Raw genomic sequence first — 22,198 nt, 5'->3', positions numbered from 1 at the left:
TACAGTGAAGTCATTCCCGCGCGGCGCGCAGACTTGTCAAGAAGTGTCAGTAAGCATGCCGAAAGCTGAAAAGCGAGGCGGCTATAATCGCGGGACTGTTTTTTTGGTGCCTACATGCAATCCACGTCTTCTACGTCCCCGCCGCCCGCGCCCAAAAAGCGCAAACGCCCGTTGTGGCTGAAGCTCATCCTGGGCTTCGTGGGTCTGATCGTCGCAGGCATTCTGTGCGGGCTCCTGGTGCTCGGCTATGCGCTCGTCGTCGCCACGCCCAATCTGCCCTCGCTCGACGCGTTGACCGACTACCGCCCGAAGGTGCCGCTGCGCATCTATACGGCCGACCATGTGCTGATCGGCGAATTCGGCGAGGAACGGCGCGACATCGTCCATATTCAGGATGTGCCCGATAGTTTGAAGAAGGCGATCCTCGCCATCGAAGACGCGCGCTTCTACGATCACGGCGGCGTCGACCTGACGGGCATTGCGCGCGCGGGCTTCGTCGCGCTGACGAATGGCCACGCCACCCAGGGCGCAAGCACGATCACCATGCAGGTGGCGCGCAACTTCTTTCTCTCGAGTGAAAAGACCTACACGCGCAAGATCTACGAGATGCTGCTGGCGTACAAGATCGAGTCGAAGCTGTCCAAGGATCAGATTCTCGAGGTGTACATGAATCAGATCTATCTCGGCCAACGCGCCTACGGCTTTGCGAGCGCGGCGCGCGTGTACTTCGGCAAGGACCTGAAGGATCTGACTTTGGCGGAATCGGCCATGCTGGCGGGCTTGCCGAAAGCGCCGTCCGCGTATAACCCGGTGGTCAATCCGAAGCGTGCGAAGGTGCGTCAGGAGTACATCCTGCAGCGCATGTACGAGCTGCGCTACATCACGCAGGAACAATACGACCAGGCGAGCAAGCAGCCGCTCGTGGTCAAGGGCGCGGGCAAAGAGTTCAGCGTGCACGCGGAGTACGTCGCGGAAATGGTGCGTCAGATGATGTACGCGCAGTATCGCGAAGAAGCCTACACGCGCGGCCTGAACGTGGTGACCACGATCGATTCCGCCGATCAGGACGTCGCGTACCGCGCGCTGCGCAAAGGTCTGATGGACTACGAACGGCGTCACGGCTATCGCGGTCCGGAAGCGTTCATCGATCTGCCGTCCGACGCCGACGACCGCGAACAGGCCATCGACGACGCCTTGCTCGAACACCCGGACAACGGCGAGATCATTGCCGCGGTGGTCACTGCGGCGAGTCCGAAGCAGGTGCAGGCTGCTTTCATCGACGGCAATGTCGCGACGATCCAGGGCGACGGCCTGCGCTTCGCGCAGTTCGCGCTCGGTCCGCGGGCGCAACCGAATCAACGTGTGCGGCCCGGCGCGGTCATCAGGCTCGTCAAGAACGACGACGGCAACTGGTCGATCACGCAACTGCCACAGGTGGAAGGCGCGTTCGTTTCGGTGATCCCGCAAGATGGCGCGATCCGCGCGCTGGTCGGTGGCTTCGACTTCAACAAGAACAAGTTCAATCACGTCACGCAAGCGTGGCGCCAGCCGGGGTCGAGCTTCAAGCCGTTCATCTATTCGGCGTCGCTCGAAAAAGGACTCGGACCGGCAACCGTGATCAACGACGCGCCGCTGTTCTTCAGCGCGGCCGAGACCGGCGGCCAGGCGTGGGAGCCGAAGAACTACGGCGGCGGCTTCGACGGCCCGATGACCATGCGCACCGCGCTGCAGCGCTCGAAGAACCTGGTGTCGATTCGTATCCTGAACCAGATCGGCACGAAGTACGCGCAGCAGTACATCACGCGCTTCGGCTTCGACGCGGATCGCCACCCGGCTTATCTGCCGATGGCGCTAGGCGCCGGTCTCGTCACGCCGTTGCAGATGGCGGGGGCGTTCTCGGTGTTCGCCAACGGCGGCTATCGGGTCAATCCGTATCTGATCGCCGAAGTCACCGATCAGCGCGGCATGGTGGTCGCGCATGCGCAACCGCTGGTCGCCGCGCAGAGCGCGCCGCACGCGATCGAGCCGCGCAATGCGTACGTGATGAACAGCCTGCTGCAAAGCGTCGCGCAACGCGGCACGGGCGCCAAGACCAACGTGTTGAAGCGCACTGATCTCGCCGGCAAGACGGGCACGACCAACGACTCGCGCGACGCGTGGTTCGCCGGCTATCAGCACACGCTCACCGCGATTGCGTGGATCGGCTACGACAATCCGCGCAGTCTCGGCGACAAGGAAACCGGTGGCGGCCTCGCGTTGCCGGTGTGGGTCGAATACATGGGGCGCGCGCTGAAGGGCGTGCCGGAGTACAAGATGCCCAAGCCCGACGACGTCACGGAAATCGGCTCGGAGCTTTATTTCGACGAGTTCACACCGGGAAATGGTTTCGTTGCCACCGTCGGCATCAGTCAGGCGACACTTGATGCACAGTCGAGTGCTGCGTCGGCGGCGGCACCTGAGCAGGTCGGCGAGCAGGAGAAGCAGGACATCATGAATCTGTTCCGCGGACACTGACGCACCCGCTTATGCACCCGTTTACGCAGTCCAGCAGAAAAGCAAAATGGCCGCGCTCAATGCGTGGCCATTTTGCTTTGTGCGATCAGGGCGAATCGATTCGGCCGTTTTGGCGGCGCTCGCCCGATCGGCGGATCTTACGCTTCGAAGTGAACCGGCTCGCCGGCCTGCTGCGTCGCGTACTCCGACAGCGCGGCGAAAAACTCCGTGCCGCTGCGCGTGTCACGCCATTCGCCGTCGACGAAACGGAAGTGGAAACCGCCCGCTTTCGCCGCGATCCAGATCTCGCTCATGGGCGGCTGAAGGTTGACGATAATCTTCGAACGGTTCTCGAATTCGAGGGTCAGGACGTTGCCGCTGCGCTCCAGTTCGATGTCGGCATCCGTGTCGTCGAGCGCGCGTTCGATGGCGGCTAGCGCGGCTTCCGCGCGGGTCAGGTATTCACTATCGGACATGCTAAACTCCATCGATTATTTATTCAGGGACAGTCATGCGAGTCGTATCTCGGATGCGCGCGGCGGCGCCCGGCCGCGCGATTGTAGCGGTTTTAGCCATTCTCGCAGGTTGTGCACTTGCCGGCTGCGGACAACGCGGTTCGCTCTATTTGCCCCACGTGCCGCCGCTACCGGCCAAGCCGTCCGATCGCACGCAAACCCCGGACGTCGCGCAACCCGCGTCGACTACCTCCACCGACATGAGCACTGTTCCGGATACCTCCGGCACACCGCTTTCGTTGGCGCCGGAAAACGAACTCGCCGCGCCGCCCGCCTCCGCTGCATCCGCCACGGCGGCTCCGCTGCCTGCTTCCGCCGCCACACCCGTTCAATAAGACTTTCGCATGACTCGATCCGCATTTGACTACGTCGACGGCGTGCTGCACGCCGAAGGCGTGTCCGCCGTCTCCCTCGCCGAGCAGTTCGGCACGCCGCTGTACGTGTACTCGCGCGCCGCGCTCACCGAGGCGTGGAACGCTTACGCGGGCGCTTGCGCAGGCCGTCGCGCGAGCGTGCATGTCGCCGTCAAGGCCAATAGCAATCTCGCGGTGTTGAACGTATTCGCGCGCCTCGGCGCCGGCTTCGATATCGTGTCGGGCGGTGAACTGGCACGCGTGCTGGCCGCCGGCGGCAAAGCGGAAAACACCGTGTTTTCCGGCGTCGGCAAGAATGCGGACGAGATGCGCGATGCGCTAGCGGCGGGGGTGAAATGCTTCAACGTCGAATCGATTCCCGAGCTCGACCGCCTGAATGCGGTTGCCGCGGCGATGGGCAAGAAGGCGCCTGTCTCGCTGCGCGTGAATCCGGACGTCGACGCGAAGACGCATCCGTATATTTCCACCGGCCTGAAGTCGAACAAGTTCGGCGTCGCGTTCGAAGACGCGCGCGCCACGTATCAGGCGGCCGCGGCCATGGCGAATCTCGAGGTGGTCGGCATCGACTGCCATATCGGCTCGCAGATCACCGAAGTCGCGCCGTATCTCGACGCGGTCGACAAAGTGCTGGAACTGGTCGAGCAGATCGAACAGGACGGCGTGAAGATTCGTCACATCGACGTGGGCGGTGGTCTCGGCATCACGTACGACGATGAAACGCCGCCGGAAATCGGCGAGTTCGTGCGCACCGTGCTGGATCGCATCGAAGCGCGTGGTCATGGTCATCGTGAAGTGTATTTCGAGCCGGGCCGTTCACTGGTCGGCAATGCGGGCGTGCTGCTTACGCGCGTCGAGTTTTTGAAGCCGGGCGCGGAAAAGAATTTCGCAATCGTCGACGCGGCTATGACCGATCTCGCACGCCCCGCCATGTACGAGGCGTATCACGCGATCGACCCGGTCGTGAAGCGCGACGTGCCGGCGCACGTGTATGACGTGGTCGGTCCGGTTTGCGAGAGCGGCGACTGGCTCGGACGTGAGCGTCTGCTCTCGGTAGAACCCGGCGATCTGCTCGCGATTCGTTCGGCCGGCGCGTACGGCTTCGTGATGAGCTCGAACTACAACACACGTCCGCGCGCGGCCGAGGTGATGGTTGATGGTACACAGGTGCATGTGGTCCGCGCACGCGAAGAGGTGAAGCAGCTGTTTGCGGGCGAAAGCATTCTGCCGGCATAACCTTCAATAGCTGCGCCAATATCGAAAAAAGGCGATGCCGCGTGGCATCGCCTTTTTCTGTTTACAACGCGAGGCCCACCAACGCTCGTCAGCGTGTCTTCAACTTTCTGTCACGCAGCCACACGATCAAGCGCCAGCCGAGCAACGCCACCATGATCGCGCCGTAAATCTTCGGCAGGATCAGATCGTGTTTGCCGGCCTTCATCCACCAGAAGTGCAGGATCGCGAGCGCGCCGATCGCATAGATGGAACGATGCAGCATTTGCCAGCGACGCCCGAGCTTGCGCACCATCGCACGCGGCGACGTTACGGCCAATGCGATCAGCAACACGAACGCCGCGAAGCCCACCGTGATGAACGGCCGCTTGCCTATGTCCTTGATGATCGCGGCGACGTCGAACCACTTGTCGAACCAGAGGTAAGTGGTGAAATGCAGCGTCGCGTAGAAGAACGCATAGAGCCCGAGCATGCGGCGAAAGCGCACGAACGCGGCAACGCCAGTGAGTTTGCGCAACGGCGTCACAGCAAGCGTGATGCAGAGGAAAACGAGCGTCCAGAGACCGGTCGAGCGCGTGATGAATTCGATCGGATTCGCGCCTAGCCGGTCAGTCACGCCGAACAGCACGATGCGCGCGAGCGGATACCACGCGGCGATGAATACCGCGATCTTGGCCGGCACGATCCAGCGCGCGCCGGTTGCGGGCCGCTTTGCCGTCGTTGTTGTGGCGGACACCTGCGCGCGCGGCGCTTTGCGTTCGGTCTGCGTGGCGGATTGCGTCTCAGAGGAAGCCATGTTCGCGCCGCTCAGAAATTCTTCTTCAGGTCCATGCCCTGATACAGCGACGCGACCTGATCGCCGTAGCCGTTGAACATCAACGTCTTGCGCTTGGGCGTGAAAAAACCGTCTTCGCCGATACGACGCTCGGTCGCCTGACTCCAGCGCGGATGATCGACGTTCGGATTCACGTTCGAGTAAAACCCATATTCGCTCGATGCATACGTGTTCCAGCTGGTCGGCGGCTGCTTGTCGAGAAAGCGGATCTTCACCAGCGACTTCGCGCTCTTGAAGCCGTATTTCCACGGCACCACGACGCGCACCGGCGCGCCGTTCTGATTGGGCAGCACCTGGCCGTACAGGCCCATCGTCAGCAACGTCAACGGATTCATCGCTTCGTCCATGCGCAGCCCTTCGGAGTACGGCCAATCGAGCACGGGCGTCGACAGTCCGGGCATTTGCGACGGATCGGCGAGCGTGATGAATTGCACGTATTTAGCGTTGCCCGTCGGCTGAACGCGCTTGATCAGTTCCGCGAGCGGCACGCCGATCCACGGAATCACCATCGACCATCCTTCGACGCAGCGCATTCTGTACACGCGCTCTTCCAGCGGCGCGAGCTTGAGTAACTCGTCGATGTCGTAGACCTTCGGATTCTTGATCTCGCCCTCGACGCTCACCTTCCACGGATGCGGCCGCAGCGTCCCGGCGTTGTGCGCGGGATCGGCCTTGTCGGTGCCGAACTCGTAGAAGTTGTTGTACGTGGTGATGTCCTTGAACGGTGTGATTTTGTCGAGCGCGACGAATTTGGTGTTGGTCTTAGCCGCCAGCTTCTGCGCCTTCGGGTCCGGCGACGTGTAAGCCGCCAGCGCCTCGCCGTTCACTCCGATCAGACTGCCGAGCGCCACCGCGCCGGCCGCCTGCAACACGCGCCGCCGGTTCTGAAAGACGGGCTGCGGCGTGATTTCGCTGCGCGCGATGTCGTCGCCATTCAATTGAATTCTGTCGCTACGCTTGATCCACATCGTGCTGCTCCTTGCCGGCCCACCGGTCTGTACATCTTAAGGGGCCATATTGATGATCGGTCGTCTGTCCAGCCATCTGTAGGTACTCTGAGGGCGAACACTTTGGATGCAGCCAATATTCCATCGGCCATAAAAAAACCGCCGGTGCGAAGCACGCGGCGGTCTTTAGTCGTTTCAGCGCGGCAGATCTTACAGCTTGCCGTAGCTATGCAGGCCCGACAGGAACATGTTGACGCCGAGGAACGCGAAGGTCGTCACCAGCAGGCCGGTCAGCGCCCACCATGCCGCGACCGCGCCGCGCAGACCCTTCATCAGGCGCATATGCAGCCAGGCCGCATAGTTCAGCCAGACAATCAGCGCCCACGTTTCCTTCGGGTCCCAGCTCCAGTAGCCGCCCCAGGCTTCAGCGGCCCACAGCGCGCCGAGAATCGTGGCGATCGTGAAGAACGCGAAACCGACGGCGATCGATTTGTACATCACGTCGTCGAGCACTTCGAGCGCCGGCAGGCGGTCGGCCAGCACGCCGCGCTCTTTCGCCAGATACGCGACGCCCACCATGGCCGACAGCGCGAAGCTGCCATAACCGATGAAGTTCGCCGGCACGTGAATCTTCATCCACCAGCTTTGCAGCGCGGGAACCAGCGGCTGGATCTGCTGCGCGTCGCGCGCCACCGAGTACCACATCAGGAAGCCGACTGCGGCGCCGATCACCAGCAACACGAACGCGCCGAGCGCGCGGGTGTTGTAGTGCTGCTCGTAGTACAGATAGAACAGCGCGGTGATCAGGCTGAACAGCACGAACACTTCGTACAGGTTCGAGATAGGAATATGGCCGACGTCCGCGCCGATCAGGTACGACTCGTACCAGCGCACCATCAGGCCGACGAAGCCCATCACCACCGCCGCCCACGTCATTTTCGAGCCGATCGCGGCGCCGGTCGGCGAGCGCGACAGCAGGCCGATCCAGTAGAACACCGTGGCGAACACGAAGAGTGCGCTCATCCACAGAATCGCGGACTGGCTCGACAGGAAATACTTGAGGAAGAAGGCGTTGTCCGCGCGGCTCAGATCGCCGTGGTAGATCTGGATGGCCAGCAGCGACAGCGCCGCGATGCCCACCATCAGCGGACGCACCGGTTTCCAGCGCCAGCCGAGCACCACGAAAACCGGCACGGCGCAGCAGAGCACCAGCTTGTCGTAGTAGTTCATGAACGGGTGATAGCGCGACAGCGCGAACCCGGCGCCCGCGACCATGGCGAGGGCAAACAGCCAGTCGACGATACCGAGCCGTTTCAGGAACGGCCGTTCGTCGTACTCGCCGACGTTGAGTGACTCGCCTGCCAGCGCCTTGTGGGGCCGTGAGGAGGGAGATTGGGAAACCTGAGTCAAGTCCATGATCTTACCGGGTCGAATCTTGTGAGCTTGCGGACGGCGCGCCGGCGTTGCCGGATTGAGCGGAGGCGCTGGCTTCGTCGGGTGCTTCAACGAGTTTGGCGCCCAACGCCGCGCCTACCGCGTCGCGCGTCTGAACGAACTCTTTCTCGAAGTCGAGCGTCTTGCGTGCGCTCGACATTGCCATCACGACATTCGTGCCGTGCGCAGTGTCTTTGAGCCAGAACCAGAGGCGCCGTTCGCGAACGTAGAACATCGAAAAGATGCCCAACACGAGGAGCAGGCTGCCAAGATACACGACTTTTTTGCCCGGTGCGCGCGTCAACTGAAATACCGAAGCTTGCACCTGCTTGAATGAGTCAAGTTGTAAATAGACCGGCGATCCATACAAAAAGCTGTCGGATATCGCATTGATCGAGCTTTGGATGAAGCGGCTGGCGTCCGCATTGGCCGTCGCCTCCGGCTCGCCGAGTTGCTGGCGGGACAGCTGATACAGGTCCCACGTCGAGCCTTCCAGCATGCGCAGCAGCAGGCCGGCGGCCTTTTCCTGCTCACCCTTGGGCACCGAATGGTCGATAAACCCGGCGATCGCCTGGAAGCCGCCGACCGTCTGACCGTTCGGCATCTTGATGCTGTTATCCGCGCCGGCAAAAAGGGTCAGCACGCGCAGCGCGCTTTCTTCCAGATGCTGTTGCAGTTCGGCATTCGAGCCGGGCACCGAGCGCAGCGCGAAACTGTGCGCCGCCGCAGCGCGCATGGCCGGATCCTCGAGCGTCGCGCGCAGGTTCATCCAGTCCTTCACGGTGCCGCCGCTGTCGGCGGGAATGCGCAGGTAGCGGAACGGATCGTCCGGGTTCACGCGCATGCCGGCCAGGAACATCTTTTCGCCGGACACATCGACCGGCAGCATGTAGTTGTTGTACTCGCGCGCCTGGCCGTCCTTATCACGCACCTTGTATTGCACCGACGGGCCGACGTTGTGCAGGTCGAGCGGCTTCGAGGTCTTCGCGCCGGAGCCGAGGCGTTCGTCGAACGCTTCTTTCAGCGTGCGGTGCGCCGCGACACCGCGGGCGTCGGTCTGGCCGCTGCCGTTCTGGATGTTCTCGACGTTGATCGCGCGAAAATCGGTGAATTCGACCGTTTGGCCGTCGGCTAGCGGCGTGGCCGTGCTCAACGGCGCGTTGCCGCCGATCGTGCCGCCGAACGGCGCGGTCTTCGCGCTCGCGCCGCTCATCGGGTAGGCCGTCATCTGCATCTGCGAGCCGCCGTCCTGGAAGCTCGACTGGTAGATCGACACGCCGTCGTAGGTGAACGGTTTGTTCACTTCGACGCGCGCCGGCACGCGCGCGCCCGTCTTGTGGTCGACCACGACGATGTCGCTCGCGAACAGCTTCGGCATGCCCGTCGAGTAGTAATCGACGATGAACTTGTTCAGTTCGATCGAAAACGGCAGATCCTGGATCAGCGAGCCGTCGGGCTGGTTGAGAATCGCCGTGGACACGTGCTGGCCTTCCGGCACCCATGCGTAGCCGCGGAACGTCGGATTGGACTGCGACAGACGATGATCCGGCGTGATGTCGTTGATCACCGTGTTGGCGCGGATCGGCGACTTGTCGAACAGCCACATTTGCAGCTTGATCGGCAGATTGCTGTCGAGCAGGCCGCCGAGGCAGATCACCACGATCGCGAGGTGAGCAGAGATGTAGCCGAACTTGGTCAGCGCGCCGCGTTTGGCGGCGATCAGGGTCGCGCCGTCGGACTCACGGGTCACGAACTTGTAGCCGAGCTTCGCCGAGAGCCTTGCGAGCAACGCCGCGGTCTGCGCGCGAGTTGCGTGCACCGCGAATTCGCCCTTGTGATGGAACGCGCGCAGGCTGCCTTCGCGGACCTTGTCCTTCCAGCTCTTTACGTCGGCGACCATTTTCGGCGCATTGCGGATCACGCACAGTGACACCGACACCATCAGGAAGCCGAGAATCAGCATGAACCACCACGAGCTGTACACCGTGTACAGGCTCAGCGAACGGAAGATGTCCGCCCAGAACGGGCCGAACTGATTGACGTAATTGGGATACGGATCGTCCTGCGTGAGGACGGTGCCGATGATGCTGGCGATCGACAGAATCACGAGCAACGAGATGGCAAAACGCATCGAACTCAAGACTTCGACGACGCTGCGCATAACGCGATTGCCCGACTTGGACTGCAAACCCGACGTGGTGACGCTCATTCATACTCCGACTGAACAGCAAAAAAGGGTGAAGGGCTGTCGTAGGCACGACGCCCTCACCCTTTTCTTGTTTTGTACCGACCTCGCCGGGCCGGTTGCACTTGCGTGCGGACTTGTGAGAAAACGCGAGGCCGCCCGAGTTTTCTCACGCCCCCGCAGGGGGACTTGGCGCAAAGCGCCAAGTTTGGGGGCACTCTATCCTAGTGCAAGCCCGCGATGTAATCGGCCACTGCCTTGATCTCGCTATCCGACAGACGCGTTGCGATCGCATGCATCGGCTCGTTGTTGTTACGTGCGCCCGGACCTTGCGTGAACGCCAGCAACTGCGCCACCGTGTATTCCGCCCACTGCCCCGACAGCCGCGGATACTGCGACGGAATCCCCTGCCCGGTCGGACCGTGACAGCTTGCGCACGCCGGCACGCCCTTGTCGGCGATCCCGCCGCGATAAATCTTCTGACCGAGCGGAACGGTGTCTTTGTTGTGCGCGTAGCCTGGCTTCGGGGTCTGCGCCGCGAAATAGGCCGCGACGTTGACCATATCCTGATCGGACAGCGCCGCCGCCATGCCCGCCATGATCGCATTGTTACGCGCTGGCTGCTTGGCGCCCGGCTGGATCTTGAAGTCCTTGAGTTGCTTGACGAGATACTCAGGGTGCTGGCCCGCCAGCTTCGGATATGCGCCGCCGGCACTGTTGCCGTCTGCCCCGTGACATGACGCGCACACCTGCACCGCGATTGCCTGCCCCCGATTGACGTCCGGCTTTGCCGGTTCTGCTGCTCGTGCCTGAATTGCCAAACCTGAAAGACCTGCCGCTACATGAAGCACCATCAGAGTCTTGCTCAGTTGATTCATTCGCACACCCTGTCTCGTCTTGTGGGATTTTTAGAGAGCCCCTAAACCTGTCGCTGCGCGCCAGGCCCGGCGTTTTCTTGAAGGTTTTGCAAAACACGACGGCGACCGAGTGACCGCCAGGAGCCGCCAAGGCACGTGGGCTGGCCCCCTCAGGTTTTCAGTAAACCATCGTATTGTACAATAACTCGCTAATCGCTAAGACGCCAGTCGGGCTTGACCCGTCCCCACTCCGGGTTCCCCGGCGTCTCGAATCTTGGCCTGATCATGTCCTTCCTGCTCCACCAATCCCGCTTTTTCACGACCGTCAATCACTTGCGTGATCTGCCGGCCACTTCGCAACCCGAAATCTGCTTTGCGGGGCGCTCGAACGCGGGCAAGTCGACAGCCATCAATATTCTGTGCAATCAGAAGCGGCTGGCCTTCGCCAGTAAAACGCCGGGACGCACGCAGCATATCAATTACTTTTCGGTGGGCAAGGCGGACGAGCCGACCGCGCATCTGGTCGATCTGCCGGGCTATGGCTACGCGGAAGTGCCGGGCGCCGCCAAGGCGCATTGGGAAGCGCTGCTGTCCACCTATCTGCAATCGCGCTCGCAGCTGCGCGGCATGATCCTGATGATGGACTCGCGCCGCCCGCTGACGGATCTGGATCGCCGCATGATCGAGTGGTTCGCGCCGACCGGCAAGCCGATCCACACGCTCCTCACCAAGTGCGACAAATTGACGCGCCAGGAAAGCATAAACGCGTTGCGCGCGACGCAGAAAGGTCTGGCCGAGTATCGCACCGCCGGCTACCAGGGCGAACTGACCGCCCAGCTGTTCTCCGCGCTCAAACGCGTCGGCATCGACGAAGCGCACGAGCTGATCGAGAGCTGGCTGATCCCCGACGACAAGGGCGAAACGGACGCCGCTCAGTAAGCGAGTTGGCGTCTCGGGCGAGGACAAAAGCGCTATTCCGGCCGCCCATAAAAAAACCCGCCGCTTTAACGGCGGGTCAAACAGCCTAATCGAAAAACGACAGGCACCCGCTCAGGGAGGAGAAGCGGGGAGGTCAGCGCAAGGCGCCTTGCTCGATCGGTATGATATACCATTGTCTCGAAAAGTTTCCGGGAGCGGAGGCAGGCGTTACTTGTCCACTCCACATATCCACGTTTCCTCGATTCGCTATGAGCTTCTATCCGCACCACCGTCCGCGCCGCATGCGCCGCGACGACTTCTCGCGCCGTCTGATGCGGGAAAACATCCTCACCACCAACGATCTGATTTATCCAGTCTTTATAGTCGAAGGCACCAACGTGCGGCAAGCCGTGCCATCGATGCCTGGCGTCGAACGCGTGTCGGTCGATCTGCTGATGGGCGTGGCTGAGCAGTGCGTCGAACTGGGCGTGCCCGTGCTGTCGCTGTTTCCGGCGATCGAGCCGTCGCTGAAAACGCCCGATGGGCGCGAAGCGACCAACGCGGCCGGTTTGATTCCACGCGCGGTTCGCGAACTGAAGAAAAATTTCCCCGAGCTGGGCGTGCTCACCGACGTGGCGCTCGACCCGTACACGAGCCACGGCCAGGACGGCGTGCTCGACGAAGCCGGCTATGTCATCAACGACGAGACCGTCGAGATTCTGGTCGAACAGGCGCGTGCGCAGGCTGAAGCGGGGGTCGATATCGTCGCGCCGTCGGACATGATGGACGGCCGCATCGGCGCGATCCGCGAAATGTTCGAGAGCGAGGGTCTTGTCCACACGCGCATCATGGCTTATGCGGCCAAGTTCGCGTCGGCGTTTTACGGCCCGTTCCGCGACGCCGTCGGTTCCGCGACGAATTTGGGCAAAAGCAACAAGATGACCTACCAGATGGATCCGGCCAATTCGAATGAAGCGCTGCGCGAAGTGCAAGCGGACATCGACGAAGGCGCGGACATGGTGATGGTCAAGCCCGGCATGCCGTATCTGGATATCGTGCGCCGCGTGAAGGATGAGTTCCGGTTCCCGACGTACGCGTATCAGGTAAGCGGCGAATACGCGATGCTGAAAGCGGCCGCGCAGAACGGCTGGCTCGATCACGACAAGGCGATGATGGAATCGCTGCTGGCGTTCAAGCGGGCGGGCGCGGACGGGGTGCTGACCTATTTCGCGCTGGATGCCGCGCGGATTTTGCGTTCGCAGAAGTGACGTGACGAGACGCCTTGCGGGGCGTTTAAGCGTTGCAATGAACGGAGGACGGCTTTGTGTCGTGCCTCCGTTTTTTTCAAGCTTTCGTGGTCAGTCTGCGTCGAGCACGATTGCCTGACGCTTGACTGGCAGTCGATCGTCGCGGCCGCACACCGGCCGCCGCAGTCGCCGCGACCGACCAGCTGCTATCCGTTACGCGCCGGGCGCATTCGCCCGATCCAGACTGCGCAAGAATTTATCCGCCGACTCGTATCCCACGACGCGCAGCACTTCCCTACCACCCTGATCGAAAAAGATGATCCCCGGCGGACCAAATAGGCTGAAGCGCTTGAGCAGCGTTTGATCGTCGGAGTTGTTCGCGGTCACATCGGCGCGCAGCAGGTTCATCTGCTTCAATTTCGCCTGGACGCGCGGGTCGCTGAAAGTGAATTTCTCCATTTCCTTGCAGCTGACGCACCAGTCCGCGTAAAAATCGAGCATGGCGGGCTGTGCGGCCGCTTTGACGGCCTGGTCGAGCTCATTCGATGAGCGAACCGGCGCGAACGTCAGATCGCCCTGCGGCGCGCTGTCCGGCTTATTCGACGCGCTCGCGACACCCGCTTCCCCGCCACGCGCCGCCAGCACGGCAAGCGGGCGCAGCGGATCGGAGGAGCCCGCCGCCAGACCAACCAGCAGGACTGCAGCCCAGATAGCGAGCGCAGCGCCCAAGCCTCGGCCAAGCCTGCGCCACACGGAAGCCTGCGCAGTCGGCGCCGAAAATAAGCCGAGAGAGGCCGAGGCGACCAGCAACCAGAGCGCGCTCAGCAGCATCGTCGCCGTCGCGCCGAGCACCGGCCAAACGATCCATAACGCGGCCGCAAGCAGCACGACGCCGAAGAAGACCTTGACGCCGTCCATCCATGCGCCGGCTCGCGGCAGCAGCGTGCCCGCGCCAAAACCGAGGATGAGCAGCGGCACGCCTAGACCCAGCCCCATCGAGAACAGCGCCGCGCCACCGAGCACCGCGTCGCCCGTATGCGCAATGAACGCCAGCACTGCAAAAAGCGGTGCGGTCATGCACGCGCCGACCACCAGCGCGGACAGCGCGCCCATCACCGCAACAGCCGCAAACTTACCGCCGGAGCGCCTGGACGACGCGTGTGAAACGCCGTCCTGCCAACTTTGCGGCAGCGCGATGTCGACACCCGCAATCAGGGTCAGCGCGAAAATGGTCAAAAGTACGCCGAATGCGCCAAGTACCCACGGATTCTGCAGCCATGCGCCGAGACTCTGCCCGACCAACGCAGCGGCGATACCGAGCGCCGTATACACGAGCGCCATGCCGATGACATAGGCCAGCGACAGCGCAAATCCGCGGGCACGCGTCACGCGCGCGCCTTCGCCGATGATGATCGCCGAGAGAATCGGAATCATCGGATACGAACAGGGGAGCAGGCTGAGCACGGCGCCGGCGACGAAAAAGAGCCCGACGATCGCGAAGAAGCCGCCGCCTTGCAGCAGCGACTGCGCGTAATCGGCGCTGGTAGCGCGGTCGTACCATGAGGTGCCCGCGGGGACGGCGGCTGCCGGCGCGGCCGCGCTGCCGGCCGGTTGAAGTGCCGCGCCGGTTACGTGATACACGCGCTCCATCGGCGGATAGCAGATGCCCGCATCGGCACAGCCTTGCGACGTCACTGCCAGATCGAACGGTCCAGCCGCCTGTTTAACCGGAATCCGGATAGTCAGTTCGTTCCGATACGTCTCGACGTTCTTGTTAAAGGTCTGATCGAACTTGATGTGGCCGGCCGGCAATTGCGGCTCGCCGATCGTGGTCGTGCCGTTACGCGTCGCGAACGCGAAGCGCTCACGGTACATGTAGTAGCCGTCCGCGATTTTGTAGGTCACGTCGACTTCGCCGGGCTTCTCCGACGCGCTGAATTTGAACGCGACCGCGGGATCCAGGAAATCGTCCGCCGCGCGGGCGAGCGTGCCGAACTGCGCGAAGATCAGGCAGCCGAGCAGAAAGAATGCGGTGCGCAGCGCATTGCGCGCGCGCCGGTCGAGGCCGTTAAACATGGAGAGGACGTTGGGTTTCAGCAGTGATCCACTGGCCGTACGCGGCCGACGCCGTCGCTTGCCATGAGAGGATTTCCGGCGTGTCGTAGGGATGGTGAGCCTGAATGTACTGCTCGAGTTCAAGCACGCGTGCCGCGCTGGTCTTGAACAGCAACTGGATTTCCTGCGCGGTTTCAACCGCACCCTGCCAGTGGTAGCTGGACTGCACGGAGCCTAATTGCGTGACACAGGCGCATAGCCGCATGGCCAAAGCATCCGCAGCAAGCTTCTGGGCCACGGCGGCATCCGGCACCGTCGTCAGAATCAACGTCACATTCACGCTCACAGATGGCTCCGGGCAAGGCACGATTCAGGTGCCGATATCGTATCACCTGGTCTTGCCTGCACGCAGGCCGCTCCGCAGCGGCCACGCGGCGGATGGCCGCTGCCAACGCCTGACGCTACAAACAAAAAAGCCAGACTTTGCGCCTGGCTTTTTAAGATGCTCGGAAGCTTATTCAGCTTCTTGCACTTCGACTTCTTCAACTTCCGGACGGTCGAGCAATTCGACCAGTGCCATCGGAGCGTTGTCGCCGACGCGGAAGCCGAACTTCAGGACGCGCAGGTAGCCGCCCGGACGGGTAGCGTAACGCGGGCCCAGAACTTCGAACAGCTTCGTGACCGAGTCACGATCGCGCAGGCGGTTGAACGCCAGACGACGATTTGCCAGCGACGGCTTCTTGCCGAGCGTGATCAGCGGCTCGACAACCTTACGGAGTTCTTTTGCTTTCGGCAGCGTGGTCTTGATGACTTCGTGCTCGATCAGCGAGTTGGACATATTACGGAGCATAGCCAGACGGTGGCTGCTCGTGCGGTTCAGTTTCCGCAAACCATGACGGTGACGCATGTTAATTCCTTCGATTCAAAGTTTTGGTCCAGCTCTTCTATCGCGCTCGAACTACCTGCGGTTTCCCAACGGTAGCGAGTGCACGGGCCGGTAGTGAAAAAAGACAAGACGCGGATTTTAAAGGAAAATCCGCGTCTTTGCCAGTGCAGCGGCGGGTTCTGTCCCGGGATTACTTGTCCAGACCAGCCGGCGGCCAGTTTTCAAGTTTCATGCCGAGCGTCAAACCACGCGACGCCAGTACTTCCTTGATTTCGTTCAGCGACTTGCGGCCCAGATTCGGCGTCTTGAGCAGCTCGTTTTCCGTGCGCTGGATCAGGTCGCCGATGTAGTAAATGTTCTCGGCCTTCAGGCAGTTCGCGGAACGAACCGTCAGTTCGAGATCATCCACCGGACGCAGCAGGATCGGATCGATCTGCGGCGCGCGCGACGGCGCTTCAGCCGTTGCTTCGGTGCCTTCCAGTGCAGCGAATACCGACAGTTGATCGACCAGAATGCGCGCCGATTGACGGATCGCTTCTTCCGGCGAAATCACACCGTTGGTTTCGATGTTCATCACGAGCTTGTCGAGGTCGGTACGCTGTTCGACGCGAGCGCTTTCAACGGCGTAGCTCACGCGGCGAACCGGCGAGAACGACGCGTCCAGCACGATACGACCGATGATCTTGGCCGACTCTTCGCCATAACGACGCACATTGCCCGGCACATAGCCGCGGCCCTTTTCGACCTTGATTTGCACGTCGAGCTTGCCGCCCTTCGACAGATGCGCAATCACGTGATCCGGATTGATCACTTCGCAATCGTGCGCGAGTTCGATGTCGCCAGCAGTGACAACGCCTTCGCCTTCCTTGCGCAGCGTAACCGTGACTTCATCACGGTTGTGCAGCTTGAACACCACGCCCTTCAGGTTTAACAACAGGTTGACTACGTCCTCTTGCACACCGTCGAGCGTCGAATACTCATGTACGACGCCTGCGATCGTCACTTCGGTCGGCGCGTAGCCGATCATCGACGACAGCAGCACGCGCCGGAGCGCGTTACCCAAGGTGTGGCCGTAACCGCGTTCAAACGGTTCCATGACCACTTTCGCATGGCTCTCACCAAGCGATTCAACAGCGATGATCTTGGGCTTCAACAAACTGGTTTGCATAGGTTTTCCTTTTCAATACCCTCGGCTCGTTACACCGATAAGGCTGACCGGTAACAACCTGAAAATAAACAGCCGAGGCGCCCCCTTGCTCAGCGCAATCAGGGTACCCCGGCCGTTAATCCGATTACCGCGAATACAATTCGACGATCAGGCTTTCGTTGATATCGCCAGCGATGTCGCTGCGTTCCGGCTTTTGCTTGAACGTGCCTTCGAACTTCTTCGAATCGACGGCGACCCAGCTCGGCAGACCGCCTTGCTCAGCCAGCGACAGCGCTTCGAGAATACGCGCCTGCTTCTTCTTCGTTTCGCGCACTGCGACGACGTCGCCAGCCTTCACTTGCATCGACGGGATGTTCGACACAACGCCGTTCACGACGATCGCCTTGTGGCTCACGAGCTGACGCGCTTCAGCGCGCGTCGAGCCGAAGCCCATGCGGTACACGACGTTGTCCAGACGCGATTCGAGCAATTGCAGCAGGTTTTCACCCGTGTTGCCCTTCAGGCGGTCGGCTTCAGCGAAGTAACGACGGAATTGACGCTCGAGGACACCGTAGATGCGCTTCACTTTTTGCTTTTCGCGCAGCTGCGTGCCGTAGTCGGACGTGCGTGCGCCCGAGGTGCGGCCGTGTTGGCCGGGCTTGCTGTCAAGTTTGCACTTGTCAGCGAGCGAACGACGGGCGCTCTTCAGGAAGAGGTCAGTGCCTTCACGGCGGGACAGCTTGGCCTTAGGGCCGATATAACGTGCCACGTTGATTCCTTTGTTGATTGATCACGCGGATGCATGCACTCGCGCTAGTCCGAACCCTTTGGGTCGAACGGTGGGCTTAGTCAATTCAATAACGCAAGCAGCCTGCCGCCGCCCAAGGCGGCAACAGGCGCTAGCAAAATCGGCGTCTTAGATACGACGACGCTTCGGCGGACGGCAGCCGTTGTGCGGGACCGGGGTCACGTCGGAGATCGCGGTGATCTTGATACCAAGACCATGCAACGCGCGCACCGCCGACTCACGGCCAGGACCGGGGCCCTTGATCCGCACTTCGAGGTTCTTCACGCCGTATTCCATCGCCACGCGGCCAGCCGATTCGGCCGCCACCTGGGCTGCAAACGGGGTCGATTTGCGCGAACCCTTGAAGCCTTGACCACCCGACGTTGCCCAAGCAAGTGCATTGCCTTGACGATCGGTGATCGTGATGATGGTGTTGTTGAACGACGCGTGAACGTGAACCACGCCCTCGGCGACGTTCTTCTTGACCTTCTTGCGAACGCGTTGCGCCGCGGAGTTGTTCGAAGCCTTAGCCATTACGTTTTCCTGTAACTGTCAGTTCCGCTTACTTCTTCAGCGATTGCGCTGCACGACGCGGACCCTTGCGCGTACGGGCATTCGTACGCGTACGTTGGCCGCGCAGGGGCAAGCCCTTACGATGCCGAACGCCACGGTAGCAGCCGAGATCCATCAGGCGCTTGATGTTCATCGTCGTTTCACGGCGCAGATCGCCTTCAACGATGAACTTGCCGACTTCTTCACGCAGCTTTTCGAGGTCTGCGTCGTTCAGGTCTTTGACCTTCTTCGAAAATGCCACACCAGCAGCGACGCAGATGTCGCGCGAGCGCGTGCGGCCGACACCGTAAATAGCCGTCAGGCCGATTTCGGTATGCTGGTGATTCGGGATGTTAACCCCTGCGATACGAGCCATTGTTTTTCCTCAAACAAAAAGCGCAGCAAAAAGCGCGGCGTTCAGCCTTGACGCTGTTTGTGGCGCGGATCAGAGCTGCAAATCACGCGCACAACGCCTTTGCGCTTGATGATCTTGCAATTGCGGCAAATGCGCTTAACCGATGCCATCACTTTCATGATATTACCCTTTTTTCAAATCACTTCGCCCGGAACACGATCCGCGCACGCGACAGATCGTAAGGCGTCAATTCAACCGTCACCTTGTCGCCAGGCAAGATTCGGATGTAGTGCATCCGCATCTTGCCGGATATGTGTCCCAATACGACATGGCCGTTTTCCAGCTTCACCCTGAAGGTAGCGTTAGGCAGGTTTTCGATGACTTCACCCTGCATCTGGATAACATCGTCTTTGGCCATAAGTCCTTTCAACGCATCGGGACGCCGCCGCCTTTGAAATTAGCTTTCTTCAGCAGCGATTCATACTGTTGCGACATAACGTACGACTGCACCTGCGCCATGAAATCCATTGTGACGACGACAATGATCAGCAGCGACGTTCCACCAAAATAAAACGGCACGTTCCAGCGCAGCACCAGAAACTCGGGCAGCAGACAAACAAACACGATGTAGATCGCACCGGCCAGCGTCAGACGCGTCAGGATGCGGTCGATGTATCGCGCTGTTTGATCGCCCGGGCGGATGCCTGGGACGAAAGCGCCACTCTTTTTCAGGTTGTCGGCCGTCTCTCTGCTGTTGAACACCAATGCGGTGTAGAAAAAACAGAAGAAAACGATCGCCAACGCGTACAGCAACACGTACACAGGTTGACCGGGCTTGAGGGCCTCTGCCACGTTGTGCAACGTGTCTGCGAACCAGCTGGTACGCGACCCCGAACTAAACCAGTTCAGGATAGTTGCCGGGAAGAGAATGATCGACGATGCAAAGATCGGCGGAATCACGCCCGACATATTCAACTTCAGCGGCAGATGCGAAGACTGTCCGCCGTAAATCTTGTTGCCGACCTGCCGCTTCGCGTAATTCACAAGAATCTTGCGCTGGCCGCGTTCGATGAACACCACCAGATACGTAACAGCAGCAATCAGCGCGACGACGATAATCGCGGATATCGGGCTCATCGAACCGGTTTGCACCAGTGAAACGAGACCACCGATCGCATTCGGGAAACCCGCTGCAATCCCGCCGAAAATAATGATCGAGATGCCGTTGCCAAGCCCGCGCTCCGTGATCTGCTCACCCAGCCACATCAGGAACATCGTGCCGGTCACCAGCGTCACGACCGTCGTCAACCGAAAAACCATCCCCGGATCGATCACCAGGCCCGGCTGATTTTCCAACGCGACGGCAATGCCGAACGCCTGGAACGTCGCCAGCAGGACCGTAAAGATACGCGTGTACTGCGTAATCTTCCGTTGACCCGCCTGCCCTTCCTTTTTCAGCGCTTCGAGTTGTGGCGAGACGATTGCCAACAGCTGCATGATGATCGACGCCGAAATGTACGGCATGATCCCCAGCGCAAAAATCGTGAACCGCGATAGCGCGCCACCCGAGAACATGTTGAACATGCCAAGGATGCCGCCCGACTGACTTTGGAACAACTTTGCCAGTTGGTCCGGGTCAATACCCGGCACCGGAATATGCGCGCCGATACGGTAGACGATCAGCGCCAGCAGCAGGAACACTGCCCGCCGACGCAGATCGCCGAACTTCGCCGCGCTGCGACCGGGTTTTGCGAGACTCGGGCTGTTAGCCAAGTACCTTCTCCGATGCAAATGCTAGTGACGGCAAATAACTTGCGCGTTACTCGGCGAATGAGCCGCCAGCTGCTTCGACAGCAGCGCGCGCACCCTTCGTCGCACCCAGACCTTTCACAACAATCTTGCGCTTCAACTCGCCAGTCTTGATGATCTTGGCACTCGTGATCATCTCGCCAATCAGGCCGGCTTGTTTCAGAGCCAACAGATCGATCTCGTCGACCGGCAGCTTTTCCAGATCCGAGAGACGCACTTCACCAACGAATTCCTTCGTCAGCGAGGTGAAGCCACGCTTCGGCAGGCGACGTTGCAGCGGCATTTGACCGCCTTCGAAGCCAACCTTGTGAAAGCCGCCCGAACGCGACTTCTGACCCTTGTGACCGCGGCCAGCCGTCTTGCCCAGACCGGAGCCGATGCCACGGCCGACGCGACGCTTAGCGTGCTTCGAACCTTCAGCCGGCTTCAGGTTATTCAATTCCATTATCAACTCCTTGAGTCCTGGTCAGCCGCTTAGCTGATGACCTTAACGAGGTACGAAACCTTGTTGATCATGCCGCGCACGGCCGGCGTGTCCTGCAACTCGCTAACCGAGTTGAGTCGGCGCAGACCCAAGCCACGCACCGTTGCACGGTGCGTTTCACGGGTGCCGATCAGGCTCTTGACGAGCTGGACCTTGACAGTTTTATCAGACATGGTGTCCACCTTAGCCCAGAATATCTTCGACGGACTTGCCGCGCTTCGCCGCGATGTCGCCCGGCGTCGACTGCTTGCGCAGACCGTCGAGCGTTGCACGAACGAGGTTGTACGGGTTCGTCGAACCGTGGCTCTTAGCAACCACGTTTTGCACGCCCATCACGTCGAACACTGCGCGCATCGGACCACCAGCGATCACGCCCGTACCATCCTTCGCCGGAGCGAGGAGGACGGCGGATGCGCCGTGCTTACCGTGCACTTCGTGTTGCAACGTACCGTTCTTCAGCGGCACCTTGAACATGTTGCGGCGAGCTTGTTCCATTGCCTTTTGAACAGCAACCGGAACTTCCTTCGCTTTGCCCTTGCCCATGCCGATGCGGCCATCGCCGTCGCCAACCACGGTCAGTGCGGCAAAACCGAGAATCCGGCCGCCCTTCACAACCTTGGTCACGCGGTTGACCGAAATCATCTTTTCGCGCAGGCCGTCGTCGCGTTCGTCAGCCTGAACTTTCGCTTGCATCTTTGCCATGACGAATTCTTCCCTTAGAACTTGAGTCCGGCTTCGCGCGCCGCATCAGCCAGCGCTTTCACGCGGCCGTGGTAACGGAAACCCGAACGGTCGAAGGCGACGGATTCGATGCCGGCAGCCTTAGCCTTTTCTGCGATGCGCTTACCGATCAAGGTCGCAGCATTGACGTTGCCGCCCTTGCCCGTTTGATCAGCCAGTTGCGCACGCACTTCGGCCTCGAGCGTCGACGCGCTGGCGAGCACCTTGGTGCCGCACGGCGAGAACACTTGCGCATAGATGTGCGTGTTCGTGCGATGCACGGCGAGACGCGCGACCTGCAGCTCAGCGATCTTGATACGCGTCTGACGAGCGCGGCGCAGGCGAGATTGAGTCTTATCCATGATTGC

General features: G+C 61.0%; 25 protein-coding genes. 5 read left to right on the top strand and 20 right to left on the bottom strand.

Annotated elements, in window-relative coordinates; all coding sequences use genetic code 11:
- Nucleotides 1-114: 114 nt before the first annotated feature.
- Entirely contained in the window at nucleotides 115-2,514 is a 2,400-nt protein-coding gene (locus B0G82_RS07705) for a penicillin-binding protein 1A (protein ID WP_121307079.1), read from the top strand.
- 137 nt (nucleotides 2,515-2,651) lie between these two features.
- On the opposite strand, the gene cyaY is transcribed toward B0G82_RS07705, so the two are convergent.
- Nucleotides 2,652-2,969: an iron donor protein CyaY gene (gene cyaY / locus B0G82_RS07700; RefSeq protein WP_011490036.1), complete on the bottom strand. Its 318-nt coding sequence runs from the start codon at nucleotides 2,967-2,969 to the stop codon at nucleotides 2,652-2,654.
- 35 nt (nucleotides 2,970-3,004) lie between these two features.
- Between cyaY and B0G82_RS07695 the strand changes: the two genes are divergently transcribed.
- Together B0G82_RS07695 and lysA are read left to right on the top strand one after the other, a co-directional pair.
- Nucleotides 3,005-3,343, top strand: a complete 339-nt coding sequence (locus tag B0G82_RS07695) for a lipoprotein (protein ID WP_121307078.1) — start codon at nucleotides 3,005-3,007, stop codon at nucleotides 3,341-3,343.
- A 9-nt stretch (nucleotides 3,344-3,352) separates the two neighbouring features.
- The gene (lysA, locus tag B0G82_RS07690; protein WP_121307077.1) at nucleotides 3,353-4,615 is read left to right on the top strand and encodes a diaminopimelate decarboxylase; all 1,263 of its coding nucleotides are present in this window, start codon (nucleotides 3,353-3,355) and stop codon (nucleotides 4,613-4,615) included.
- A gap of 88 nt (nucleotides 4,616-4,703) precedes the next feature.
- Here lysA and msrQ read toward each other — a convergent pair whose 3' ends face one another.
- The 5 genes from msrQ to B0G82_RS07665 all read right to left on the bottom strand — a co-directional run bounded on the left by msrQ (nucleotide 4,704) and on the right by B0G82_RS07665 (nucleotide 10,891).
- Nucleotides 4,704-5,408, bottom strand: coding sequence for a protein-methionine-sulfoxide reductase heme-binding subunit MsrQ (msrQ, locus tag B0G82_RS07685; RefSeq protein WP_121307076.1), 705 nt, complete (start codon nucleotides 5,406-5,408; stop codon nucleotides 4,704-4,706).
- An 11-nt stretch (nucleotides 5,409-5,419) separates the two neighbouring features.
- On the bottom strand, nucleotides 5,420-6,415 hold the full coding sequence (msrP, locus tag B0G82_RS07680) for a protein-methionine-sulfoxide reductase catalytic subunit MsrP (protein ID WP_121307075.1): 996 nt from the start codon (nucleotides 6,413-6,415) through the stop codon (nucleotides 5,420-5,422).
- 189 nt (nucleotides 6,416-6,604) lie between these two features.
- Nucleotides 6,605-7,810, bottom strand: coding sequence for a c-type cytochrome biogenesis protein CcsB (gene ccsB / locus B0G82_RS07675; protein WP_121307074.1), 1,206 nt, complete (start codon nucleotides 7,808-7,810; stop codon nucleotides 6,605-6,607).
- A gap of 4 nt (nucleotides 7,811-7,814) precedes the next feature.
- Entirely contained in the window at nucleotides 7,815-10,037 is a 2,223-nt protein-coding gene (locus B0G82_RS07670) for a cytochrome c biogenesis protein ResB (RefSeq protein ID WP_116143845.1), read from the bottom strand.
- A gap of 200 nt (nucleotides 10,038-10,237) precedes the next feature.
- Nucleotides 10,238-10,891: a c-type cytochrome gene (locus B0G82_RS07665; RefSeq protein ID WP_121307073.1), complete on the bottom strand. Its 654-nt coding sequence runs from the start codon at nucleotides 10,889-10,891 to the stop codon at nucleotides 10,238-10,240.
- 264 nt (nucleotides 10,892-11,155) lie between these two features.
- On the opposite strand from B0G82_RS07665, the gene yihA reads away from it, so the two are divergent.
- The gene (yihA, locus tag B0G82_RS07660; protein ID WP_116118440.1) at nucleotides 11,156-11,809 is read left to right on the top strand and encodes a ribosome biogenesis GTP-binding protein YihA/YsxC; all 654 of its coding nucleotides are present in this window, start codon (nucleotides 11,156-11,158) and stop codon (nucleotides 11,807-11,809) included.
- A 248-nt stretch (nucleotides 11,810-12,057) separates the two neighbouring features.
- Nucleotides 12,058-13,056, top strand: coding sequence for a porphobilinogen synthase (gene hemB / locus B0G82_RS07655; RefSeq protein ID WP_121307072.1), 999 nt, complete (start codon nucleotides 12,058-12,060; stop codon nucleotides 13,054-13,056).
- A gap of 192 nt (nucleotides 13,057-13,248) precedes the next feature.
- Here hemB and dsbD read toward each other — a convergent pair whose 3' ends face one another.
- From dsbD to rplR, 14 genes are all read right to left on the bottom strand, one after another.
- Entirely contained in the window at nucleotides 13,249-15,111 is a 1,863-nt protein-coding gene (dsbD, locus tag B0G82_RS07650; protein WP_121307071.1) for a protein-disulfide reductase DsbD, read from the bottom strand.
- On the bottom strand, nucleotides 15,104-15,430 hold the full coding sequence (gene cutA, locus B0G82_RS07645) for a divalent-cation tolerance protein CutA (RefSeq protein ID WP_181916923.1): 327 nt from the start codon (nucleotides 15,428-15,430) through the stop codon (nucleotides 15,104-15,106). Before cutA ends, dsbD begins: the two co-directional genes overlap by 8 nt.
- A gap of 174 nt (nucleotides 15,431-15,604) precedes the next feature.
- The gene (gene rplQ, locus B0G82_RS07640; RefSeq protein WP_006052227.1) at nucleotides 15,605-15,997 is read right to left on the bottom strand and encodes a 50S ribosomal protein L17; all 393 of its coding nucleotides are present in this window, start codon (nucleotides 15,995-15,997) and stop codon (nucleotides 15,605-15,607) included.
- A gap of 169 nt (nucleotides 15,998-16,166) precedes the next feature.
- Nucleotides 16,167-17,144 (bottom strand): DNA-directed RNA polymerase subunit alpha, encoded by a 978-nt coding sequence (gene rpoA, locus B0G82_RS07635; RefSeq protein WP_006052226.1) that lies wholly within the window; start codon nucleotides 17,142-17,144, stop codon nucleotides 16,167-16,169.
- Between the two features lie 124 nt (nucleotides 17,145-17,268).
- Nucleotides 17,269-17,892, bottom strand: a complete 624-nt coding sequence (rpsD, locus tag B0G82_RS07630; RefSeq protein WP_106284146.1) for a 30S ribosomal protein S4 — start codon at nucleotides 17,890-17,892, stop codon at nucleotides 17,269-17,271.
- A 147-nt stretch (nucleotides 17,893-18,039) separates the two neighbouring features.
- Entirely contained in the window at nucleotides 18,040-18,444 is a 405-nt protein-coding gene (gene rpsK / locus B0G82_RS07625; protein ID WP_006052224.1) for a 30S ribosomal protein S11, read from the bottom strand.
- A gap of 28 nt (nucleotides 18,445-18,472) precedes the next feature.
- Nucleotides 18,473-18,838: a 30S ribosomal protein S13 gene (rpsM, locus tag B0G82_RS07620; RefSeq protein ID WP_012434566.1), complete on the bottom strand. Its 366-nt coding sequence runs from the start codon at nucleotides 18,836-18,838 to the stop codon at nucleotides 18,473-18,475.
- Nucleotides 18,839-18,879: 41 nt separating this feature from the next.
- Nucleotides 18,880-18,996, bottom strand: coding sequence for a 50S ribosomal protein L36 (gene rpmJ, locus B0G82_RS07615; protein WP_004199844.1), 117 nt, complete (start codon nucleotides 18,994-18,996; stop codon nucleotides 18,880-18,882).
- A gap of 20 nt (nucleotides 18,997-19,016) precedes the next feature.
- The gene (gene infA / locus B0G82_RS07610) at nucleotides 19,017-19,235 is read right to left on the bottom strand and encodes a translation initiation factor IF-1 (RefSeq protein ID WP_004521905.1); all 219 of its coding nucleotides are present in this window, start codon (nucleotides 19,233-19,235) and stop codon (nucleotides 19,017-19,019) included.
- 8 nt (nucleotides 19,236-19,243) lie between these two features.
- Entirely contained in the window at nucleotides 19,244-20,590 is a 1,347-nt protein-coding gene (secY, locus tag B0G82_RS07605) for a preprotein translocase subunit SecY (protein ID WP_007180124.1), read from the bottom strand.
- Nucleotides 20,591-20,636: 46 nt separating this feature from the next.
- A complete protein-coding gene (rplO, locus tag B0G82_RS07600; RefSeq protein ID WP_106284144.1) occupies nucleotides 20,637-21,071 on the bottom strand; it encodes a 50S ribosomal protein L15 in 435 nt (144 codons plus the stop codon).
- Between the two features lie 29 nt (nucleotides 21,072-21,100).
- Nucleotides 21,101-21,283, bottom strand: coding sequence for a 50S ribosomal protein L30 (gene rpmD, locus B0G82_RS07595; protein ID WP_007180126.1), 183 nt, complete (start codon nucleotides 21,281-21,283; stop codon nucleotides 21,101-21,103).
- Between the two features lie 10 nt (nucleotides 21,284-21,293).
- Nucleotides 21,294-21,812 carry a 30S ribosomal protein S5 gene (rpsE, locus tag B0G82_RS07590; RefSeq protein WP_007180127.1) on the bottom strand — a complete coding sequence of 173 codons (519 nt, stop codon included), beginning with the start codon at nucleotides 21,810-21,812 and terminating at the stop codon, nucleotides 21,294-21,296.
- A 14-nt stretch (nucleotides 21,813-21,826) separates the two neighbouring features.
- Nucleotides 21,827-22,192, bottom strand: coding sequence for a 50S ribosomal protein L18 (gene rplR / locus B0G82_RS07585; RefSeq protein WP_012434568.1), 366 nt, complete (start codon nucleotides 22,190-22,192; stop codon nucleotides 21,827-21,829).
- Nucleotides 22,193-22,198 lie beyond the last annotated feature (6 nt).

The sequence above is a fragment of the Paraburkholderia sp. BL17N1 genome, from assembly GCF_003634175.1.
Taxonomy (GTDB): Bacteria; Pseudomonadota; Gammaproteobacteria; order Burkholderiales; family Burkholderiaceae; genus Paraburkholderia.
Note: the sequence above shows the minus strand (reverse complement) of the source record. Positions and strands in the feature narration are given on the sequence as shown.

Coding starts and splice junctions, on each gene's coding strand:
- yihA (WP_116118440.1), top strand. CDS start 11,156: ATGTCCTTCCTGCTCCACCAATCCCGCTTTTTCACGACCGTCAATCAC.
- dsbD (WP_121307071.1), bottom strand. CDS start 15,111: ATGTTTAACGGCCTCGACCGGCGCGCGCGCAATGCGCTGCGCACCGCA.
- rplO (WP_106284144.1), bottom strand. CDS start 21,071: ATGGAATTGAATAACCTGAAGCCGGCTGAAGGTTCGAAGCACGCTAAG.
- rpsK (WP_006052224.1), bottom strand. CDS start 18,444: ATGGCTAAGGCTTCGAACAACTCCGCGGCGCAACGCGTTCGCAAGAAG.
- hemB (WP_121307072.1), top strand. CDS start 12,058: ATGAGCTTCTATCCGCACCACCGTCCGCGCCGCATGCGCCGCGACGAC.
- rpsM (WP_012434566.1), bottom strand. CDS start 18,838: ATGGCTCGTATCGCAGGGGTTAACATCCCGAATCACCAGCATACCGAA.
- B0G82_RS07665 (WP_121307073.1), bottom strand. CDS start 10,891: ATGAATCAACTGAGCAAGACTCTGATGGTGCTTCATGTAGCGGCAGGT.
- rplR (WP_012434568.1), bottom strand. CDS start 22,192: ATGGATAAGACTCAATCTCGCCTGCGCCGCGCTCGTCAGACGCGTATC.
- msrP (WP_121307075.1), bottom strand. CDS start 6,415: ATGTGGATCAAGCGTAGCGACAGAATTCAATTGAATGGCGACGACATC.
- cyaY (WP_011490036.1), bottom strand. CDS start 2,969: ATGTCCGATAGTGAATACCTGACCCGCGCGGAAGCCGCGCTAGCCGCC.
- rplQ (WP_006052227.1), bottom strand. CDS start 15,997: ATGCGTCACCGTCATGGTTTGCGGAAACTGAACCGCACGAGCAGCCAC.
- rpmD (WP_007180126.1), bottom strand. CDS start 21,283: ATGTCTGATAAAACTGTCAAGGTCCAGCTCGTCAAGAGCCTGATCGGC.
- lysA (WP_121307077.1), top strand. CDS start 3,353: ATGACTCGATCCGCATTTGACTACGTCGACGGCGTGCTGCACGCCGAA.
- rpoA (WP_006052226.1), bottom strand. CDS start 17,144: ATGCAAACCAGTTTGTTGAAGCCCAAGATCATCGCTGTTGAATCGCTT.
- B0G82_RS07705 (WP_121307079.1), top strand. CDS start 115: ATGCAATCCACGTCTTCTACGTCCCCGCCGCCCGCGCCCAAAAAGCGC.
- infA (WP_004521905.1), bottom strand. CDS start 19,235: ATGGCCAAAGACGATGTTATCCAGATGCAGGGTGAAGTCATCGAAAAC.
- B0G82_RS07670 (WP_116143845.1), bottom strand. CDS start 10,037: ATGAGCGTCACCACGTCGGGTTTGCAGTCCAAGTCGGGCAATCGCGTT.
- ccsB (WP_121307074.1), bottom strand. CDS start 7,810: ATGGACTTGACTCAGGTTTCCCAATCTCCCTCCTCACGGCCCCACAAG.
- rpsE (WP_007180127.1), bottom strand. CDS start 21,812: ATGGCAAAGATGCAAGCGAAAGTTCAGGCTGACGAACGCGACGACGGC.
- rpmJ (WP_004199844.1), bottom strand. CDS start 18,996: ATGAAAGTGATGGCATCGGTTAAGCGCATTTGCCGCAATTGCAAGATC.
- msrQ (WP_121307076.1), bottom strand. CDS start 5,408: ATGGCTTCCTCTGAGACGCAATCCGCCACGCAGACCGAACGCAAAGCG.
- B0G82_RS07695 (WP_121307078.1), top strand. CDS start 3,005: ATGCGAGTCGTATCTCGGATGCGCGCGGCGGCGCCCGGCCGCGCGATT.